Annotated in this window: 23 protein-coding genes; 13 read left to right on the top strand and 10 right to left on the bottom strand. The window is 41.4% G+C overall.

Features of this window, described 5'->3' with window-relative positions; all coding sequences use genetic code 11:
• Window positions 1–160 precede the first annotated feature (160 nt).
• From D1367_RS01840 to D1367_RS01855, 4 genes are all read right to left on the bottom strand, one after another.
• The gene (locus D1367_RS01840) at window positions 161–559 is read right to left on the bottom strand and encodes a hypothetical protein (RefSeq protein ID WP_118162188.1); all 399 of its coding nucleotides are present in this window, start codon (window positions 557–559) and stop codon (window positions 161–163) included.
• A gap of 62 nt (window positions 560–621) precedes the next feature.
• Window positions 622–1,791 carry a zinc-dependent alcohol dehydrogenase gene (locus D1367_RS01845; RefSeq protein WP_118162190.1) on the bottom strand — a complete coding sequence of 390 codons (1,170 nt, stop codon included), beginning with the start codon at window positions 1,789–1,791 and terminating at the stop codon, window positions 622–624.
• A 145-nt stretch (window positions 1,792–1,936) separates the two neighbouring features.
• Window positions 1,937–2,635, bottom strand: a complete 699-nt coding sequence (locus tag D1367_RS01850; RefSeq protein ID WP_118162192.1) for an SRPBCC family protein — start codon at window positions 2,633–2,635, stop codon at window positions 1,937–1,939.
• A gap of 162 nt (window positions 2,636–2,797) precedes the next feature.
• Window positions 2,798–3,895: a DJ-1/PfpI/YhbO family deglycase/protease gene (locus D1367_RS01855; protein WP_118162194.1), complete on the bottom strand. Its 1,098-nt coding sequence runs from the start codon at window positions 3,893–3,895 to the stop codon at window positions 2,798–2,800.
• A gap of 425 nt (window positions 3,896–4,320) precedes the next feature.
• On the opposite strand from D1367_RS01855, the gene D1367_RS01860 reads away from it, so the two are divergent.
• From D1367_RS01860 to D1367_RS01870, 3 genes are all read left to right on the top strand, one after another.
• A complete protein-coding gene (locus D1367_RS01860; RefSeq protein ID WP_118162196.1) occupies window positions 4,321–4,713 on the top strand; it encodes a DUF6335 family protein in 393 nt (130 codons plus the stop codon).
• A 770-nt stretch (window positions 4,714–5,483) separates the two neighbouring features.
• Window positions 5,484–5,975, top strand: coding sequence for an orange carotenoid protein N-terminal domain-containing protein (locus tag D1367_RS01865; RefSeq protein ID WP_118162199.1), 492 nt, complete (start codon window positions 5,484–5,486; stop codon window positions 5,973–5,975).
• A 458-nt stretch (window positions 5,976–6,433) separates the two neighbouring features.
• Window positions 6,434–6,883, top strand: coding sequence for an orange carotenoid protein N-terminal domain-containing protein (locus D1367_RS01870; RefSeq protein WP_118162201.1), 450 nt, complete (start codon window positions 6,434–6,436; stop codon window positions 6,881–6,883).
• Window positions 6,884–7,080: 197 nt separating this feature from the next.
• Here the strand turns inward: D1367_RS01870 and shc are convergent, their stop codons facing one another.
• Complete coding sequence (gene shc, locus D1367_RS01875) at window positions 7,081–9,003, bottom strand: squalene--hopene cyclase (protein WP_118162203.1); 1,923 nt, start codon at window positions 9,001–9,003, stop codon at window positions 7,081–7,083.
• Between the two features lie 111 nt (window positions 9,004–9,114).
• Between shc and D1367_RS01880 the strand changes: the two genes are divergently transcribed.
• The 3 genes from D1367_RS01880 (at window position 9,115) to D1367_RS01890 (ending at window position 11,488) form a co-directional block, all read left to right on the top strand.
• Window positions 9,115–10,395, top strand: coding sequence for a glycosyltransferase (locus tag D1367_RS01880; protein ID WP_118162206.1), 1,281 nt, complete (start codon window positions 9,115–9,117; stop codon window positions 10,393–10,395).
• Window positions 10,396–10,475: 80 nt separating this feature from the next.
• Window positions 10,476–10,712, top strand: coding sequence for a hypothetical protein (locus tag D1367_RS01885; RefSeq protein ID WP_118162208.1), 237 nt, complete (start codon window positions 10,476–10,478; stop codon window positions 10,710–10,712).
• Entirely contained in the window at window positions 10,709–11,488 is a 780-nt protein-coding gene (locus D1367_RS01890; protein ID WP_118162211.1) for a nucleotidyl transferase AbiEii/AbiGii toxin family protein, read from the top strand. Before D1367_RS01885 ends, D1367_RS01890 begins: the two co-directional genes overlap by 4 nt.
• A gap of 54 nt (window positions 11,489–11,542) precedes the next feature.
• On the opposite strand, the gene D1367_RS01895 is transcribed toward D1367_RS01890, so the two are convergent.
• On the bottom strand, window positions 11,543–11,893 hold the full coding sequence (locus D1367_RS01895) for an ArsR/SmtB family transcription factor (RefSeq protein ID WP_118162213.1): 351 nt from the start codon (window positions 11,891–11,893) through the stop codon (window positions 11,543–11,545).
• An 81-nt stretch (window positions 11,894–11,974) separates the two neighbouring features.
• Between D1367_RS01895 and trxA the strand changes: the two genes are divergently transcribed.
• The 7 genes from trxA to D1367_RS01930 all read left to right on the top strand — a co-directional run bounded on the left by trxA (window position 11,975) and on the right by D1367_RS01930 (window position 16,332).
• Window positions 11,975–12,298: a thioredoxin gene (gene trxA / locus D1367_RS01900; RefSeq protein ID WP_012412473.1), complete on the top strand. Its 324-nt coding sequence runs from the start codon at window positions 11,975–11,977 to the stop codon at window positions 12,296–12,298.
• A 170-nt stretch (window positions 12,299–12,468) separates the two neighbouring features.
• A complete protein-coding gene (locus D1367_RS01905; RefSeq protein WP_118162215.1) occupies window positions 12,469–13,263 on the top strand; it encodes an SDR family NAD(P)-dependent oxidoreductase in 795 nt (264 codons plus the stop codon).
• Window positions 13,264–13,470: 207 nt separating this feature from the next.
• Window positions 13,471–14,583: an alkene reductase gene (locus D1367_RS01915; RefSeq protein ID WP_118162220.1), complete on the top strand. Its 1,113-nt coding sequence runs from the start codon at window positions 13,471–13,473 to the stop codon at window positions 14,581–14,583.
• A 205-nt stretch (window positions 14,584–14,788) separates the two neighbouring features.
• Window positions 14,789–15,454 (top strand): nitroreductase family protein, encoded by a 666-nt coding sequence (locus tag D1367_RS01920; protein WP_118162222.1) that lies wholly within the window; start codon window positions 14,789–14,791, stop codon window positions 15,452–15,454.
• Between the two features lie 187 nt (window positions 15,455–15,641).
• Complete coding sequence (locus tag D1367_RS30340; protein ID WP_181985033.1) at window positions 15,642–15,818, top strand: DUF6888 family protein; 177 nt, start codon at window positions 15,642–15,644, stop codon at window positions 15,816–15,818.
• Window positions 15,815–16,084, top strand: a complete 270-nt coding sequence (locus D1367_RS01925; RefSeq protein WP_118162224.1) for a DUF6887 family protein — start codon at window positions 15,815–15,817, stop codon at window positions 16,082–16,084. The genes D1367_RS30340 and D1367_RS01925 overlap by 4 nt, the downstream gene beginning before the upstream one ends.
• Window positions 16,081–16,332, top strand: a complete 252-nt coding sequence (locus D1367_RS01930; RefSeq protein ID WP_118162227.1) for a type II toxin-antitoxin system RelE family toxin — start codon at window positions 16,081–16,083, stop codon at window positions 16,330–16,332. The genes D1367_RS01925 and D1367_RS01930 overlap by 4 nt, the downstream gene beginning before the upstream one ends.
• A gap of 107 nt (window positions 16,333–16,439) precedes the next feature.
• On the opposite strand, the gene D1367_RS01935 is transcribed toward D1367_RS01930, so the two are convergent.
• The 4 genes from D1367_RS01935 to D1367_RS01950 form a co-directional block, all read right to left on the bottom strand.
• Window positions 16,440–16,880, bottom strand: coding sequence for a hypothetical protein (locus D1367_RS01935; RefSeq protein WP_118162229.1), 441 nt, complete (start codon window positions 16,878–16,880; stop codon window positions 16,440–16,442).
• Between the two features lie 67 nt (window positions 16,881–16,947).
• Window positions 16,948–17,637 carry a hypothetical protein gene (locus D1367_RS01940; protein ID WP_181985034.1) on the bottom strand — a complete coding sequence of 230 codons (690 nt, stop codon included), beginning with the start codon at window positions 17,635–17,637 and terminating at the stop codon, window positions 16,948–16,950.
• 92 nt (window positions 17,638–17,729) lie between these two features.
• The gene (locus D1367_RS01945; RefSeq protein WP_118162234.1) at window positions 17,730–18,479 is read right to left on the bottom strand and encodes a Uma2 family endonuclease; all 750 of its coding nucleotides are present in this window, start codon (window positions 18,477–18,479) and stop codon (window positions 17,730–17,732) included.
• A 30-nt stretch (window positions 18,480–18,509) separates the two neighbouring features.
• A complete protein-coding gene (locus D1367_RS01950; RefSeq protein ID WP_118162236.1) occupies window positions 18,510–19,154 on the bottom strand; it encodes a restriction endonuclease subunit R in 645 nt (214 codons plus the stop codon).
• Window positions 19,155–19,483 lie beyond the last annotated feature (329 nt).

The following is a 19,483-nucleotide window of genomic DNA, read 5'->3' on the forward strand; positions in this document are numbered from 1 at the left end:
GAAATCAAGTTTGAGAGATTTTTTGCGTAAGTCCTAATCAAGATAAATACTCGATTTAGCCTGATTTTGAGACGCGATATTTATCGCGTCTCAGTAAATACTCAAATCTGGTTAAACAATGTATGAGTTCAAAAATCTCGACTCAAAAATTGCTACGAGTCTAGACTCTATCTCTGAGTTGTTTGCTAGGAGGAGTTCGGTAATAACCTTCTTTAGTTTCAGTCAATGGCTGAACTTTGTCTCCAACTGCATTTTTTGTAGACTTAAGAAAATCTTTTGTAGCACGAGGAGTTTCTTCATCCAAGTTTAACTTCTCGCGGATATTATCAGCAGCTTCTTTTAATGGATTTTGGGTTTTTGTTGTTTGGCTATCGTTTCTGATTTCACCTTTTCCGTCTGGTATTCCTTTATAATAAGTGCCCTCTGGAGTTATAACATCAGCTTGTGCTACATTAACGTAGGTAAAAGCTTGACCCAGTAAAAACATAAATCCTACTAGGAAAACTACAAGAATTTGGGAAATACGAATATTCCGCAGCCAAGAAGTTACTCGATTCATAAAAAACCTCAATTTTATTATGTTGGGTGTACAATTCAAAACTCTAAATGACTATTTGCCATTTAGGGTTTAAGAACAACTTTGATGCAGTTATCCTTTTTTTGTTGAAAGATGTTGTAGGCGTGGGGTGCTTGTTCTAGAGGTAATTGATGGGTGACAACAAAAGATGGATCAAGTTTTCCATCCAAAATCATCTGCAATAACGAATGCATATATTTTTGTCCATGCATTTGTCCCATCCTGAAGGTTAAACCCTTATTAAAGGCTGCACCCAATGGTATTTTGTCTACAAAACCACCATAAACACCCATGATTGAAAGAGTCCCGCCTTTACGACAGGCGACCATCATTTCCCGCAAAACGTGGGGACGGTCGGTTTCCAATTTGAGCTTTTGTTTTGTTTGGTCGTAGAAGTCTTCTAAACCAACGCCGTGTGCTTCTAAACCAACAGCATCGATGCAAGCATCGGGGCCACGACCACCAGTCATCTCTTTCAACGCTTCGCCAGCATTAACTTCTTCGTAGTTAATCACTTCTGCTTTGGCAAACTTTTTCGCCATTTCCAGGCGTTCGGGAAAGCGATCTATACCGATCACTTTTTCGGCTCCCATCATGTAGGCGCTAATCATGGCAAATTGTCCAACAGCACCGCAACCCCAAACGGCGACGGTATCACCCGGTTGAATATCGCATAATTCTGCGCCCATATAACCGGTGGGAATAGCATCGGAGATGAATAACAACATCTCATCCGGCAAATCTGGCGGAACTTTGACGACACCTACATCAGCAAAGGGTACACGGATATATTCTGCTTGTGCCCCTGCATAGCCACCTAACATGTGGGAGTAGCCATAAATGGCTGATGTGATATTACCAAACAATTTTTCTTGAATCCAGCCGTTAGGATTGGAATTATCGCACAACGACCACATATCACCTTGGCAATAATGGCAATTACCACAGCCAATTGTGGAAGGAACAACAACGCGATCGCCTATTTTTAAATTGTTGACTCCCTTACCAACTTCCACGACTTCCCCCATGAATTCGTGACCAATAATGTCACCCTGTTGTACTGTGGGAATATAGCCACCATATATATGTAGATCGGAGCCACAAATCGCCGTGGAAGTAATTTTAATAATTGCATCACGCGGGTTGAGAATTGTCGGATCTGGTACCGACTGTACCCGCACATCATTAGCACCGTTCCAGCAGACTGCTTTCATAGTTATTAGTCCTTAGTCATTGGTCATTTGTCATTAGTCATTTGTCACTTGTACTGAGCGTAGTCGTTGGCGCAGCCTCTCGTAGAGAAGTATTAGTCATTCGTTTTAGGCAAAGGACAAATGACAGAGGACAAAGAACAAATAACTACTTGCGTCCAGAAGTTTGACCTTCGGTTGTGGAAATTTCGCCTGCTTCCATTAGCATTTTGAAGCGGCGTAATTCATCACCAATTTGCTGTTCTGGTTCTTCACCAAAAAGTTTAGCTACGGTAGCTGCCAATGCTCCACCAGGGGGGTTATACTCTAAAACAACCTTAACTTCCGTGCCGCGATCGCCTGGTGCTTTTTTGAAGCGGACAAAACCAGAGTTATCAATGTCTGCACCTTCTACAGAAGCCCAAGAAATAAATTCATTTTCCCGGTCTTCGAGAATATCTGCATCCCATTCTACGGTGTTATCCAAGGGTGCATTGGCAATCCAATGAGAACGTTTTTCATTATGCACTTTGACAGATTTGAGATGCTTCATAAATGTAGGCAAATTCTCAAAGTCGTGCCAAAAGCGATACAATTCTTCTGCCGATTTATTAATTGTTACCGTCTTTTCAACTTTGATGGGTTGGTTTATCCCTATTACTTCTTGTGCTTTCTGGATTGTGCTTTGCTTGGTTGCACCTTGATAAACCAAACCACCACCTGCTAAAGCTGTCAGCGCTCCCCGCAATGAACCTTGCCTTAAACCCATCAACACCATCGCACCGCCACCAATGAGAGATGCCCAACGCTCTACTTCACTAGCTTCAGTCTGACTGGTACTTTGTTTATTCCCTGATGTTGAAGTCACTTTTTATATCTCCATCACAGTAATAAGAATCATGCAAACAATAGCCAAAAAGAAAGATTTTCACGTAGGGGCAATTCATGAATTATTCTTACAGGTTGAGTTATTCGACAGTGGAAACTTCGGCAGCCCCTACTAATAACGCGAAGGTCTTGTAATTACGAATTACATTGACACAGCAGCCCCTGTAGTGGGCTTAGGAGCCTGAATCTGAGTACCTATCCGCGCCCGATACAGTTCTACTAATCGCTGTTCGTATTTCAATAAATCGTCGTAAATTTCTTTGAAAATAGCAGTTGCTACTGGGTCAGTGAACATTGCAGACAAATTGCCAATATCGCCGATACCAGTTTGCACATCACCTAAAGCAGAACGTAACTGATATATGTCATCACTTCCTGTTAAGGCAGTTTTCACTTTGGCATACTGATTGGCAATATTTGCGCCTAAAGAAGGTTTTTCGCCCAATAGCTGAAGATAAGTTTCCAGTTTTTGAATGTGGCGCTGTTTATTAGCAATTATTTCTTGAAAGACTGAGTTTACTTCGCTATCTGATTCCTTTTGCAAGTAGTTTTCAAATGCTTCTAGCGAATAACGTTCACCAGCAAGGGCATTATTTAAACCTTTGGTGATCTCACCTTTAGTTGAGCCACCCCAAGCATCAGCCAGTTTCCACCATTCTGCACTTGTGTCTTTTTCATTTGGTAATGCAGCATCTTTGCCACCATAACCCAAACGGCTTAATATAGCTGTGGTGAAAATTGGCAAGTCTCCCGGTTCACGGGATGTAATCAAATTTCCGTCAACTACCACCGACTCATCTAGATATTTTGCGCCAGCGTTAATCATGTCCTTGGCAATAGCGATAAAACCAGTGGCTTGTTTGCCTTTAAGTAAGTCGCCTTCAATCAAAACTTGTGGCCCATGACAAACAGCAGCAACTAATTTTCCTTGTTGTATAGCTTCTTGGACAAAGCGGACTGTGTTGATGTTGCGCCGCATTCTGTCGGGAGCCATCCCACCGGGAATTATCACCGCGTCGAATTCAGCTGCGATCGCTTCTGTGGTAGTACCATCAGCTTGGATGCTAAGTTTGCCGCGTTTACCCTTATATTTTTCATTTATTCGGGAACCAAGGACTACTACTTCGATTCCCGCTTGTTTTAGTCCATTATAAGGGACTGTAAATTCTGCATCCTCTACTGCCTGTTCAATAAGGATGGCAACTTTTTTCTTACCGGAATGATTGTTATGGTCAGTCATTGATTGTATTACCTGTTTATTTCTAGTATTTAACTAGCTACAATATTTATCGATTAGGACAGTTAAAAAACCAGGATTATTCCTGAAATTTTTTGTTTCAATTGCCTACCATGCAGGAAATTGAAAAGCATGAATATCAAGTTAAATGGCTAAACTCAAATTTTTGTTTGCTGATAATAAAAAATAGTTATGAGTTAGAACTTAGTTACTGAATAATTTAGGTTTGAGAGCTACTAACTCATAACTAAAAGCTTCAACTACAAGTTGCTTGACCATGAATTCATATTTACATAGTATGGTGCGATCGCTAGTTTAGCTTCGTTCCAAGGGGATAGATTATTTTATTACTAAAGCTATACATCTCTAGTTAGATAAGTTAGAGACATAAAAACGTTATTGTAAGAATGCACAAAAGGGCTAGTATCATGGCAAAAAAAAATCATAATGAAGAAATTGAAACCAATGATTTGCCACAGGAAATTACCGAATCCTACGGTACTGGTGTGAAAGACTTGCCGGGATACAATATTGGTGGTAGCTCAATGAGAGCAGAAAGACAGGAGTACACAGAAACTAGTCCTGAACTCACGGGTGGCGATGTTGATGCTTATTGGCAAGATGCAGATGCAGTTGGGGATGAAGCTGTTGGTGGTAGTACTTCCACTCCCGATAAAAATGTAACTGAGGAACTAGAAGCAGCCGTAGGGCTAGAAATGGATGACTCTGAGTTTCTGCATACTAACGATATTTTAGAGGAACGTGATGGCGATCGCTGGGAGTTAGATCCCAAATCTTCTGAAGACTATCAAGATCGGTGAGAATAAGCTAAATAAAAGTGTTGCCGTTAATAAATTAATGTCGCTGAATTGTGACAGTGCTTTTATAAGCACTGTCAAAATAAAATTAACATCTATCTAACGAAATACCTCCTGAGAATATTTCAAGTTTGCAGCATTCCCATTGCTAAGGAAATTCCAGATAAAAAATATTCAATTATTGGCGTTGCTGAATTGAAGTATGAGTATGGATGTAGAGACGTAGCTTTTCTTCGTCTCTACAAGGATTTTGGTATTATGCAAAATCATTTTCATACATGGAATCAGCAACGCCCAATTATTTATTGTGGGGCGGGCGAGACGCCCAACCCACATGATTAGATAATTTATTTATTGGAGTTTTCTAACTGCTTAACCTTGTCAAAGCAAGCATTATTTTGGCTTTTTATATTTGGTTTTTATTTAACTGTAATACTTCTAATGCAGGACTACACTCTGACCGATTTATGTTCTATTTATAATAGTTAGGACTTACGCACTGTACAAAATAACTATCTTGTGCATTAACGAAAATACGTTGTTTCAGGCTTTTCTCAATCACCGTTGATTGGGTGCGATCGCCAAAATCTCATTGAAAAACCTAGCTATAAACCTTGAAAACTATACCTGTTATTTTGGCTTTTCTGTCAATGCGTAAGTCCTAATAGTTCTTCTTTTTGATTTACAGACATCTGTCTTCAGTAGGGTAAAACGCTAAATGTACATTTGATAACCTTGCTAATGAAACTAATTAATTGCAATTGGAGTTAATAATGACATTTACACAAACTAGCGATCCAACTATTCGTGAACATGTTCAAGCTTGGCAACAGTTGGGTGTGGATCAACAACTAGCTTTGTTTTGGTTCATTTACAAAGAAATGGGTGGCTCAATTACGCCAGCCGCCCCTGGTGCTAGCACTGTTTCCCCAGAAATCGCTGAAGGTTTGTTTAATCAAGTGAAGGAATTATCTCATGAACAACAATTACAAGTTCAGCGTGACTTGATTAATAAAGTGGATACCCAAATTTCTCGTGAATATGGTTCTTTGGGTGATACCACCAAGTTACTATTTTGGTATCGATTATCTCAAGGTATGGATCAAGGTACTATCATTCCTATACCTTCTGACTATGAACTTCCCTCAGAATGTAAAGCGTTGTTTGGCAGAATTCAAGGATTAGGTTTTGAGCAACAGATTACTCTTTTCCGTGATTATGTTTCGCCAATGGGTGCCGAAGCAAAAGCAGGTGCTGAAATTTAGCATTTTTGAAGTTTTTAGGCTGCTTGAAGCTACATTTTTAGTATCCGAATGAGGAGGGCAAGGGTGTTATATCCCTTTTCTTAAAGCTAGCTGTATCTGCCAGTTGCTTAATATCAAGCTAGGTTTTGATGACTAGCGTGTTTATTTTTTCTTGATAAATAAACACAGAGTAAAAACTAAAACTCTTACTCTGTGTTCATTTATATCCTTAGTCCAGTTGCACCCTACAGTCGTAACGCCCTTTGTTTTGTACTCAATATATTAAAAGGATTCATAGTTGATTGAATCTGTCTTTTGGTTGGTTTAAATATACTTATTTTATATTAGTAATATATCAATGCAATAGTGTTTGTTCTAAAGTTAAATCTTTAAAATTGATAGACATACTAAAGGCAGGATTACAATTTTTACTCAATATTTTTTTAGTTAATTAAGCAGTTAATTACTTTGAGGTGTTTATGACTTCTACCAACGTCAACTTTTTAGAACAAAGTGTATCAAAATTTCAGAGTTTGAATACAGACGATCGCCTGACTGTGCTAGCCTTACTTTACACTGAAATTTGTGACGAAATTCCGGCGCTCTGCCTCAATGATGTGACAAATGAAAAAACTGCGAATTTAGTTGCACAAATTCAAAATCTACCCCAGGCGGAACAGCTTTTTGCTTTGCGTCAGTTGGTAAACCAAGATGAAGTGGGGCAAACAGCAATTCCTACTGAAGAGTATACTTCAATGAGCGCTGACGATAAATTAGCTTTTTGGTATCATCTCGCCCAAAACTTGGGAACTACAATTATCGGTGTACCAGATGACTATATACCTTCTGAAAAAGCTACAGAAGTAATAGATTTACTTCACACACCCAACATTGAGGATTTAGTGACTTTCTTCAAACGGGTGCTGTAATAGTTTTGAGTTAAAAATCAAAGGTGGGGCTATGCCTCACCTTTCTTTTTAAGTTAATTATTTTAAGTTATTGATTATGGTATTTTCTCCTAAACATTGGGTTATACCATTTCTTTGTGAGGTTGCGCCAACTTTTCTTTCTTCTTTGTGTCCTTTGCGTCCTTTGCGGTTCGTTCCTCATATAGTTTGGCGTATCTTCATACAGAATTGGTATTAATCACTGTTTGATAGCGACCTAGAGCGATTAAAGGAAAGTATTGTTGATACAGATGATACTTGAGATAGAAATGGCAGGGGAAGCCAGTACCTGTAAAGTCAGCCTCAAACCAAGTACCATCGGGCTGTTGAGTTGCCACTAAATAGCCAATTCCCCGCTCAATCACCTCAAGAGCTAATTTACCAGTTGCTTCACCTGCTGCCAATAGGCCAATTAAAGCCCAAGCAGTTTGAGATGCAGTACTATTTCCTTTTCCTTTAAGACTAGGATCGTTGTAGCTGCGGCAAGTCTCACCCCAACCTCCATCTGGGTTTTGACATCCAACTAACCAAGCTGCTCCCCGTTCTATACTGAGTTTATGCTTTTGAGGAGCAATTAACGCCAACGCTGATAAAACGCCACTGGTGCCGTAGATATAGTTGACACCCCAACGACCAAACCAACAGCCTTCGGTTTCTTGTTCGCTGTGAAGATAAGTAAGCGATCGCTCTAAATTATCACTATCAATTGACAAATCACAAGCACCCAGCATTTCTACGACTCTAGCCGTAACATCTGCGGTGTTTGGATCAATCATCGCTTTCAAGTCACCATAAGGGATGGAGTTAAGCCAATCTTGATCGTTATCTAAATCAAAAGCAGCCCACCCGCCTGGTTTACATTGCATAGATGCAATCCAGTTTAACGCCCGTGCGATCGCAGCCTGCTTAATTTCTTCATTAGGGAGTTTTGCAACATGTAGTGCCATCACCACCACAGCCGAGTCGTCTACATCGGGATAAAAGCGATTCTCAAACTCAAACGCCCAAGCCCCTGGTTTTCCCTGACGATTTTTTACAGCCCAATCTCCGTAATCTAAAATTTGTTTTTGCAACAACCATTCTCCAGCCTTTACCACAGCTGGATGATCTGCTGCAAAGCCAGATTCTACTAAGGCACGCATCACCCAAGCTGTATCCCAGACGGGTGAAATACAAGGCTGTACCCGATAACTATTCTCTGTTTCAATGACAAAGTTATCAATTGCTTGCAAACCTCGTTCTACAATGGGGTCGTTTCGGTCATAATCTAGACACCGCAAAGCCAGCATTGAATTCAGCATCGCCGGAATAATGCCGCCCCAGTCACCTGTAGCTTCTTGGCGCTCTAAAATCCATTTTTCGGCAGCTTTGATGCCTTCTTGACGAAAGGGAACTAAATTCAGCCTTTCTGCCAACTTGAACCCTTTATCGAGGGTGAGAAATAAATCAGTCCAATCGCCACTTTGGGGTAATTTCCACCGGACTTGATCGACACCTTCAGCGTATAGTTCATCTAGGTTGATAGTTGGGTCAGTGATAAAAACAGGTTTGCGATCGCACACAACCAACAACGGTACAGTGCTGGAACGCGCCCAACTAGACATCTCATAAATATTAACTGGGAAAGCCTTGGGCAACAGCATTATCCAAGGTGGTAGCGAGGGAATACCGCGCCAGTCGTAGCAGCCAATCAAGGCTAGGTGCAACTTAGTAAAAATCCGAGTTTTACTAATACCACCCCGTTGCAGAATAAACTTTCGCGCCCGAATCATCGCCGGATCGGTTGCTGGTACACCCAACAGTCTCAGCGCCATGTAGGCTTCAACCGAGGTGCTAAGTTCTCCGCCATCACCATAGAAAAGTTCCCAGCCGCCATGCTGCCGTTGCTCTTGACGCAAATAGGCTGCAACTTTGTGCAAAGGTCTGGTTTGGTCTGTTCCCCAAATCTTATGCAAAAGCACGACTTCAGCAGTGATGGTGACATTAGATTCTAACTCTGCCCACCAGTAACCTACGGGATTTTGAATTGAAAGCAGATATTCTTGGCTAGCTGCGATCGCTGTTGCAACTTGATTGACTTTTACCCTGTCTTGTGTTTGCATCAAAAACTATTTAACCTCAACACTAGTTATGAATACGGCAATCTGAAAAAATTTTTTCTCTATCAGTAGACATAGTATTCTGTCTGAGTCACCGATAATTTGCAATAGCTCATGGATGTAATTGTATTAGGATTGATGCTGTTATCCTTGACAATTTGGTTAGGATTACTGTGTTTTTGGGGACAGTTTTGGCGGACAGATCAGCAATTAGAGGTTACAGAAACTCAGCTAAAATCGTTACCTGTGGTTTGTGCCGTCGTTCCAGCCCGTAACGAAGCCCAATTGCTACCAACTACGTTGCGATCGCTCCTACTCCAAGACTATCCTGGTTCTTTCAACGTGTTTTTGGTAGACGATCGCAGCACAGACCAAACAGCAAATTTTGCCGAAGGAGTTGCACACGCTGTAGGTAAACCTCAGCAATTGCATATTATCTCAGGTGAATCACTACCGAATGGTTGGTCGGGCAAACTTTGGGCAGTTGAGCAAGGTATAAACAGCGCTAGTAAATTTGCACCTGACTATTTTTTCCTGACCGACGCAGATATCGAACACGATCCTGGTAATCTCCGCCGACTCGTTGCTAAAGCTGTGCAAGAAGATTTAGATTTGGTTTCGGTAATGGTGCGACTCAGGTGTGAAAGCTTTTGGGAAAAACTTTTGATTCCAGCTTTCGTGTTTTTCTTCCAAAAACTCTATCCTTTTCGCTGGGTAAATAATCCCAACAATCCCACAGCAGCAGCAGCCGGGGGATCTATTCTGATCGCCCGTGAAGCTTTAGAGCGAATCGGAGGTATTAAAGTCATTCGCCAAGCTTTAATCGACGATTGCGCCCTGGCTCAATCCGTCAAAAGTATTAGGAGAGTAGGAGACTGGGAGAGTTGGAGACACACTAATTCTTCCTTCCCCTCTACTCCCTCATCTCCCTCATCTCCCTCATCCTCCTCATCCCCCTCATCCTCCCCCACAGGGCGTATCTGGCTAGGATTGAGTACCTTGACTCGGAGTCTGCGTCCCTATAACTCGCTGGCGACGATTTGGGATATGGTGGCTCGTACTGCTTATACCCAACTGAATTATTCTCCATTAGTACTATTGGGAACTTTGGTAGGAATGCCTCTGATTTATCTAGTTCCACCTGTGTGTGTAATTCTAGGTGCAGTTTGGGGCAATTGTGCGATCGCACTTACAGGTATATTAGGATGGCTGTTAATGACTTTCGCTTACTACCCAACGATCCGCTTTTATAAATGTTCTGTCTGGTTCGCTTTTAGTTTACCTGCGATCGCTTTTCTTTATACTCTGATGACTCTAGACTCAGCCCTACGTCACTGGCAAGGGCGCGGCGGTGCTTGGAAAGGAAGAGTTTATCCCAGCCGGGATAATTTATAGTTAGAATAAAATTGAATTTCAAAATCGTTAGTGCTAATCTAAAATTAAAGTTAAGCCTAAAGTGGTTGATTAAAAGAGTTATGACAACCGCAACACCAACAATTAATCCTGTTCTTGTCCCCAAAAAACTGCCTTTTCTAGAGTCAATTTGTTGGCAGACCGCCGATGTATATCGCTTTACTTCAGAAGAAATGCTGAGTCGCTACGAGCGTGGTTGGCAATATCACAATCTATTTGATAATCTTGAGGGTGAAGAACTCAATTTTCTTCAGGAACTCGCCAGACGCTATAAATCCTGGTTGCAAGTTTGTTTATGACCTTCAGGCTAGAACATCATAATCAAATTCTCACAGTTCTTGAATGCTTAGATTCTGACATACTTAGAAAGGGTTCTGCTTACTTTGGTGGCGGAACCCTTATTGCATTTGAGTTTGATGAATATCGCTGGAGTAAGGATGTTGATTTTATCGCTTCTGTTGGTACAGAAGGCTACAAATACCTGCGGACAGTTGTATTTGATGGTGGGCATGAAGCATTATTTAGTGATTTAAGTAAAATCCAAATTGGACGTAGTACAACTGACCAGTATGGAATTCGGGTGATCGTTTTTGTGGATGATATGCCGATTAAAACAGAAATTATTGCCGAAACTCGTTTTCAACTAGACCCACCAAGATATCTAAATTGGTCACCCGTTCCCTGCTTAAGCTTCAATGACTGCTTTACCTCTAAGCTGCTGTCAAATTCTGACCGTTACGCAGATGACAGCGTTGAGGCAAGAGATTTAATTGATCTAGCAGTTCTCAGGCTACGATCGCCAATCCCTCAAGTATCAATTGAGAAGGCAGAAAAAGCATATCAGGTTATGCGCCCTTTGGAAAGAGCGATCGCACTATTTCAGGAAAGACCAGATTACAGGGAGAAATGCTTTCTCAGTCTGCAAGTTGATCAAGCTCAGATACCCAAAATTATCGACGGTATTGATTTGCTATCTATGGATGTAGGTTTATCTCACACTCCAAGGACTTTTCGAGAACAACATGATGTCTTTGCTGATTTAGAAACACAAATAGAAAAACCAGAAGACTCTTAAACAATTCATGCCCCATGCCCCATGCCCCATGCCCAATGCCCAATGCCCAATGCTCTAAATCCTAAAAGCTGTTTGTTTACTACTCGCCGGTTCAATAGGCAATGGTTGAGCGGCTTTCAATACCGCATCCAACAACCCTGGAAACAGCAACTCTAAATCTTCACGCCGCAGGATGTTAATGTGATGTGTGCCTTCTTTGCGTGTCAAGACTATCCCCGACTCCCGCAAAATCTTAAAGTGATTGGACATAGTAGACTTAGCGATCGCAAAATCAAAACTGGCACAGCATTGTTCCCCCTCAGTCGCCAACCGCCGCACAATCTCTAACCGCACTGGATCGCCCAATGCATACAGCACTCCCGGTAAAGAAATATTTTTTCTATCTGGATGATAAAGAAATCTCATAGTTGCATTATCTCATCAAGTGGCATATATTTTTATTATTCGATATTATCGAATTATAGAATTAATTAGGAAGGCAATTTTATGTCATCCATTACAAATGTCACAGAAGCCACATTCAAGCAAGAAGTCTTAGAAAGTGAAATTCCAGTATTAGTGGACTTTTGGGCGCCGTGGTGCGGCCCTTGCCGGATGGTGGGCCCAGTCGTCGATGAAGTTGCTGCTGAATACGAAGGACAGGTGAAATTTGTGAAGCTGAACACAGATCAAAATCCTACTGTCGCCAGCCATTATGGAATTCGCAGCATTCCGACGCTGATGGTTTTTAAAGGCGGTCGGCAGGTCGATACTGTCGTCGGGGCAGTTCCAAAAACTACCTTGAATAAGACCTTAGCACAGCATCTTTAATTTAAGTGAAAGGGGAGTAGGGAGTAGGGAGTAGGGAGAAAATTCCTCTTCTGTGCACCTTTCCCCTTCCCCCTCTGCCTGTTGTGCCCAATTACCAATGCCCCATTCCCCACTGCCTACTCCCTACTCCCATTCCTAAATTCTGTTTCAACTAACGGGGAAAAAGCGAAATGGACTTGAAATTGCATGGTAAATCCGCGCTGGTGAGTGGTTCAACCGCAGGTATTGGAATGGCCGTCGCTCTTGGGTTAGCTCAAGAGGGTGCATCAGTTATTATTAACGGTCGGTCTGAAGAACGGGTAGCTCAAGCGATCGCTAAAATTAAGCATTCTACATCTGAGGCGAAAGTTTCTGGTGTGGTTGCTGACACAGGTAGTGCATCAGGGGTAGAGAAACTCTTTCAAGAGGTTCCTCACGTTGATATCCTGATAAACAATTTAGGTATTTACGAGCCAAAAAGCTTCTTTGATATTACTGATAAAGACTGGTTAAACATATTTGAGGTTAACGTCCTGAGTGGAGTCCGTTTGAGTCGGCAATATCTGCAAAAGCAGCTAGAGCAAAACTGGGGGCGGATAATTTTTATCTCCAGCGAGTCTGCGATTCAAATTCCCGTGGAAATGATTCACTACGGCACAACTAAGACAGCGCAGCTAGCCATTGCACGAGGTCTAGCAGAAATGACTGTCGGGACTGGAGTCACGGTAAACTCAGTCCTCCCAGGGCCAACCCGTTCAGAAGGAGTTGAAGAGTTTATCAATAACCTGGCGCAGGAACGCGATATTGATCGCGCCCAAGTCGAGGCTGAGTTTTTTCAAAATGTGCGTCCAAGTTCCTTAATCAAACGCTTTGCAACTAATGAAGAAGTAGCAGCGATCGTAGTTTACCTTTCTAGTCCCGTAGCTTCAGCAACTAATGGTGCAGCTTTGCGGGTAGATGGTGGTATTATTCGGTCGATTGTTTAGTTAATACGCTTTGCGTGGGAGTGGGGAGAGACGCGATGAATCGCGTCTGTACAAAGTGGGGAGTGGGGGATGAGGGAGCAGGGGGAAAAAACAAATGACAAATGACCAATGACAAATGACAAATGACCAATGACCAATGACCAATGACCAATGACCAATGACCAATGACCAATGACTAATGACTAAAATCATTTGGAGATAAAATCAATGACTAGTGATATCAACTTATTCTCTCCTTATCAATTAGGGAATCTGGAACTACCTAACCGGATAGTAATGGCACCCTTAACCCGAAATAGGGCAGGTAAGGGAAATGTACCACACCAACTGAATGCTACCTACTACGTGCAACGTGCTTCCGCCGGACTGATTATTTCTGAAGCAACACAGGTAACTCCTGAAGGACAGGGTTATCCTGCTACACCAGGAATTCATTCGCCAGAACAGGTGGAGGGCTGGAAGTTAGTAACCGATGCTGTACATCAGGAGGGAGGAAGAATTTTTCTGCAACTATGGCATGTAGGCAGGATTTCTCACCCTGACTTACAACCAAATGGAGCTTTACCTGTGGCACCTTCTGCCATTGCTGCTAAAGGTGACGCCGCAACTTATGAGGGGCCTAAACCCTTTGTTACTCCCCGCGCTTTAGAAACTTCGGAAATACCGCAGATAGTAGAACAGTATCGTCAGGGAGCGGCAAATGCTCTAGCGGCTGGGTTTGATGGGGTAGAAATTCACTCAGCTAATGGTTATTTAATAGATCAATTTCTGCGCGATCGCACCAATCAACGTACAGATAAATATGGCGGTTCCATTGAGAATCGTACCCGATTCCTGTTGGAGGTGACACAGGCAGTAACTAGTGTGTGGGATTCTAACCGAGTCGGGGTACGTTTCTCTCCCAGTGGGACTTTTAACGATATAGGTGACTCCAATCCCTTGGAGACATTCGGTTATGCGGCTCAAGCATTGAACCAGTTTAATTTGGCATATCTGCATATTTATGAGGCAACAGAGGCAGATATTAGACATGGCGGGATAATTGTACCGACTAATCATATACGCGATCGCTTTACAGGTACACTCATTGTTAATGGTGGTTATACTCGTGAAAAAGGCGATGCTGTACTGGCAAACAATGCAGCAGATTTAGTTGCCTTTGGCACATTATTTTTATCAAACCCAGATTTACCCCGACGCTTGGCTTTAAATGCACCACTAAATGAAGCAAATCAAGCAACCTTTTATGGTGGCGGTGAAGAAGGATATACAGATTATCCATTTTGGTCGGCTGCTAACGAGCCGGTAGCTAAGGCGTAATTCGTAATTCGTAATTATGCTCTCAGGATTGTTCCCTTGCGTATGGCGTAGGCGAGTTGTTTGTTCTGAAACAAGGAATAATTTTTATTTTTGTTTCCTGAATAAATAAATTTGCTTGTATCGTAATTGCGTTAGCGCAGTAGTAGCGAGTGTGCTAACGTCATTACTAATTTTTTGGTCATAACTCAATTATCAGGAGAATCTCATGAGTTCCATCACCCAAACTCAAGCTTTAGATGTACCAAGTGCGATCGCTCAACGTCGTTCCATCAAAACTTTTAAAACAGACCCCATCGCCCCAGAACTGCTTAAGCAACTGGTAGAGTTGACTGTGGCAGCGCCCAGCAGCTTTAATATCCAAGACTGGCAAATTATTCTTGTGCAAGATGAGGCACAAAAAGCAGCACTAGCAGCAGCATCGTGGAATCAACAGCAAATTGTCCAAGCACCTGTAACTTTCGTCTTTGCCGCCGATCCTAACGTAGGCGAACGAGACTTAACCCCAATTTTTGAGCGGGCAACTGAAACTGGGGCATGGAATGAAGGCACGGTAAACTACTTTAGAAGCGCCATCCCACAATTTCAAGCTGGGCTTGGCGACAAACGACGCGAATATGCAATCAAAGATGCCATCATTGCCGCAACTCATTTGGTGTTAGCAGCAGAAAGTTTGGGATTATCCACTTGTTTTATGAACGGTTGGATTGAGGATCAGGTAAAACAAGTGATTGGTGCTGGAGATAATCCAGATTTGGCGATCGCTATTTTAGTTCCTGTTGGCTATGCAGCCGAACCACGCTTAAATCCCGGCCGTTTGCCATTCTCTTCCAACGTCTCTGTAGATAGAATTGGCAATCCTTACGCAGGGTAGCTTTCTCTAAATTGGGAATTGGGAATAGAGGATGAGTCTTTGATACTCGACAACTGCGGTACAACATTATATCGCTAGGTGTAGGGGCACGGCAGTGCCGTGCCCCTACGGGTGTACCTAACTAGGTCGAGAAACGCTATAGCGTCTGCAAGCAATTTACTACAATTTAATTTGCTAATTATGCTGAATGAAACCAACTAATGAACAAGCAATGGAATTATTGAAGGTGTGTCAGGATTTAACTCAGATGTACCTACCAATTTACTTGGTGAGATTAGATGAACGGACAACACGCATTTACATTCTAGCTGGACAAAGCTTTGAAGTAGAAATATTGCCAAACGGGAGGGTAAAATATTTATGACTAAGGCAAATTTCCAAGGGATGACTAAACAAGAGTTAAGAGCTTATGTGTTGAAACATCGAGACGATCGTGAAGCTTTTTATGCATTAACGGACAAACTTAGAGAAGAACCAGGGATTGAAATTACCTCAACAGAGCAGATGCATGAACTAATTGAAGCGAGGTTAGATGAGGCTGATGCAAGAGATGCTTATAAGGTACTAGAGGAAATTGCAGAACTGGGGACAACACCCTTGGAAGACATTAAAAGGGAGCTAGGGATATGAGCTACCAAGTAACATTAGTACCTTCGGCTGTGCAGAAAATTACAGAATTGGACTCAGAGTTGCAGCAACGACTAGCACAAAAGTTAGAGGAACTAGCATTAAATCCACGTTCAGAAGATGCTCACCCATTGAAGGAGACTGAACGACTGTATAAGGTTATTTTGGGTGAATACCGCATTATTTACCAGATTGAGGAGCAATCCTTGCTAGTAACAGTGATAAAGATTGCACATCTCAAAGATTATTAAAGCTTATCTGGAAAAGCGATCGCTTATATACCACTCAATGGCAACCAAAATCAAACATAAGAACTCTTGAGTCCAAAATTTACTCTAGCACTAGACAACTAAAAATTTCACAAAATCTCTGCCAACTTTACTACCAGACTATTTACTAAATCCAATAACCTGATATCATTTGTATCAATACTATTTTCTTCACCAGCTAACAACTGTCTCACAGCAAATAACCTCTCATTGGTTTGGGAAATTCTCCAAGATTCATCTAAGTTTACTGCAAAATCAAACAGCGATCGCTCTCCTAAATGCTGTCTTACTTTCACAGCTACACTATCATTACTTACCAAAAATTCCTTAATACTATCTAACTGAAAATTACCTAATATTTCGTCATGTCCCCACGTTTCTAGCCAGTCTCCCTCCACATCTTCAACGTAAATATTGACAAAATCAACCCCATAAGTTAACCAGTTCTGCTGCATTTGTCGCGCTGTTGCTAAAGCTTCAGCAAATGTATCTACTTGATTGTCGCAGTGAGTTTCTCTTTTGTTAGCCATAAAAGCTCTAATTAGCACGTAAGTATGTAGGCTAGACACAAATCTGAAATATGAAATTCCTGAAAATTCACGAAAATTTTAAATATTTGCCACCAGAAAGGTAATCACTGTTATACAGGGCCACGTTGACTAACTGGTTGACAAAATTAGCATCTTTGGGATTGTAACTTAAGAACAGCCCCCTATCGATTTCCCACGATCGCAGTGTATTTTCCCAAGCTTCATACTTTTGATGATTAAGTTCTTCACTAACACTGGTAATTTGAATGCACAGTGGTTGATTGTTACGACTAACAATTAAATCTGTTGCCATTGAAAGGTCGGCTATATAACGCTGCCAAAAACTACCTTCTCGCTGAACTATATCTTGGGCTATTGATCTAATGATATCATTATCGACCTGATTAAATTCGCCAGCCATCAATTTTTGCTTCCAAATATAAAACTTGGAGTCACTTGCATTAAACCATCTGGGAAATAAATAACCATACCAATATCTCTCAATCGGTGTCATCAGATCGAACTTTGCTTTTTGTTCTTCTTCTGAAGGTAAGGATTTGATTATCAGCCAAATTGTCGAATCCGTAATTACCTCTAGTAAAAAGGCAGTGACAAAGGGTTTTGCAGTCAGGGAACCTGGTTTGATGTCTTTTACCCAACGATTGATTTCATCTAATCTTCTCGCTAAATTATGATCTATCGAGGAGGCTTGGAGGGTAAGGGACTTTAGCTGATCCTTAATTTCTTTTGCTTGCAAACGATGCCCTACTTTCAGAAGATTACGCTTTTTTTACACACTGATAACTAGATTTTAACTTGAAAGTGTCTTTAATTAATTTCCTGATGTCATTAAATATTCTCTAAGTTGATACCCTGTATACGTAAAGCCTCCCGCAGTCGAGCAATTTCTTGCTCTGCTTGTTGGGCGCGTTCTTCTGCTTGTTGGGCGCGTTCTTCTGCCTGTTCGGCACGTAAACGTTCTTGTTGGGCCAATTCTTCTGATGATAATATCAATTGATTTTCAGTAGTGAAGAATCTTAATTTACCTTCATAAACTCCCAAATAAAGTTCTAACTGCTGACTCCACAAACGGCCATCAGTAGTTACTTGGATTTCTTGATACTTCCCATCAACTAGATGAAATCCCTGAAGTTCGGTTGTTACAGGGTCAAACCAGAAATAATCTGGTGTACGGAAGGTATCTTGGTAAACTTGTTTTTTTAAACCTTTATCAACGGCTGTGGTTGAACTTGACAAAATTTCCACAATCAGGTTAGGGTATTTCCCGTCTTCTTGCCAAACTACCCAACTCTTACGGTCTTTTTTCTGGGTTCCCAAAACTACAAAAAAGTCTGGGCCACGGAAATGTTCTGATTTTTTCTGGTTAGGACTGTAGTAAATCGTCAAATTGCCAGAAGCATAAAAATCTTGCCTTTCTCGCCACCACAATTTGAGGATGCGAATCAGCAAATCGATTTGTTCTCGGTGTAGGTCACTTTCCAAGGGTGGTTCGTCACTCAGTATATCGCCAGGAGGAAAAATAACTTCGTCCTCTGAAATACCATCAGAGATGATTTCTAAAGTAGCAGGTTCAGACATCAGCGATCGCCCCGCAATTATACGTTGATTTTACTGAAAATTTGGTAACTTGCAAATGCTTTTAAGAACTTGTAACAACTTAATTGCACCAGGAGATTCATTCAGATTTAATAATGGCATTAACTGATAACTTGGCTGTTCGTCATGTCTTAAATAAACAAATTGATAACGCAGTCCGTTAGTTGCCAAACCCCAAACTGATGGTTGTTGATCTAAACTTTTAAAAGCATAAGTTAGTAATTGAGGTAAACCCTCACCCACTTCAACCGCACTATTTTTCGTTTCAATTACTACAACCCAAAAAGGCGGCGCAATATTACTTTGAGGACTGTTGATTGCTAAAATATCCATCCGTCCGGTAATTCTTCTGTCTTCATCTTCGACTGCGATCGCAATGCTATCTTCCATTGTCAACCGAATCGGCACATCGTAAAATCCTGCTAATCGCATCAAGGGTGCGATCGTTATAAATTTAACCAAACCTTCCGAAATTTTACCAAGCCTGAGATAACGACGGAAGTCGTTTCTAATTCGCAATAAATCTTCCTGTTCAAACTCTGTCAACGGTTCTAAATTTAAGAAGTCTGTGAATGAACCATCTGAAAGTTCTTCTAGTTTGAGAAAGCGATGAACATCGTTGAGAGATAAGCTGCTAGCTTCGACGGTTAGCGTCATAATTTCAGGCTTTGTTTGTCAAGACTACTTACATTTTGCAACATTCCCGGTAGATATGACTTTTCACAGTATGTGGAACCTCTCTTCTATTTCTCTCTTCCTTTGAGGAGAGAGAAATAGAATTTTCCCCCTTAGAGCGACGAGTTGGGGGTTAGGTTAACAAAGTTTAGGGGTTTAACGTCTTTAAATTTCTTGATCGCTTGCTTTTGCTAGATGAAAATGAATGTAAACTAAATAACTTGGCAATTTCTACCTAGCTTAATGAAAATCTAAACACTGTCTAGCACAACTGGGCTAAGAATAGTTTTTAATCACAATAGCGATCGCAC

Source organism: Nostoc sphaeroides, from assembly GCF_003443655.1.
Taxonomy (GTDB): Bacteria; Cyanobacteriota; Cyanobacteriia; order Cyanobacteriales; family Nostocaceae; genus Nostoc; species Nostoc sphaeroides.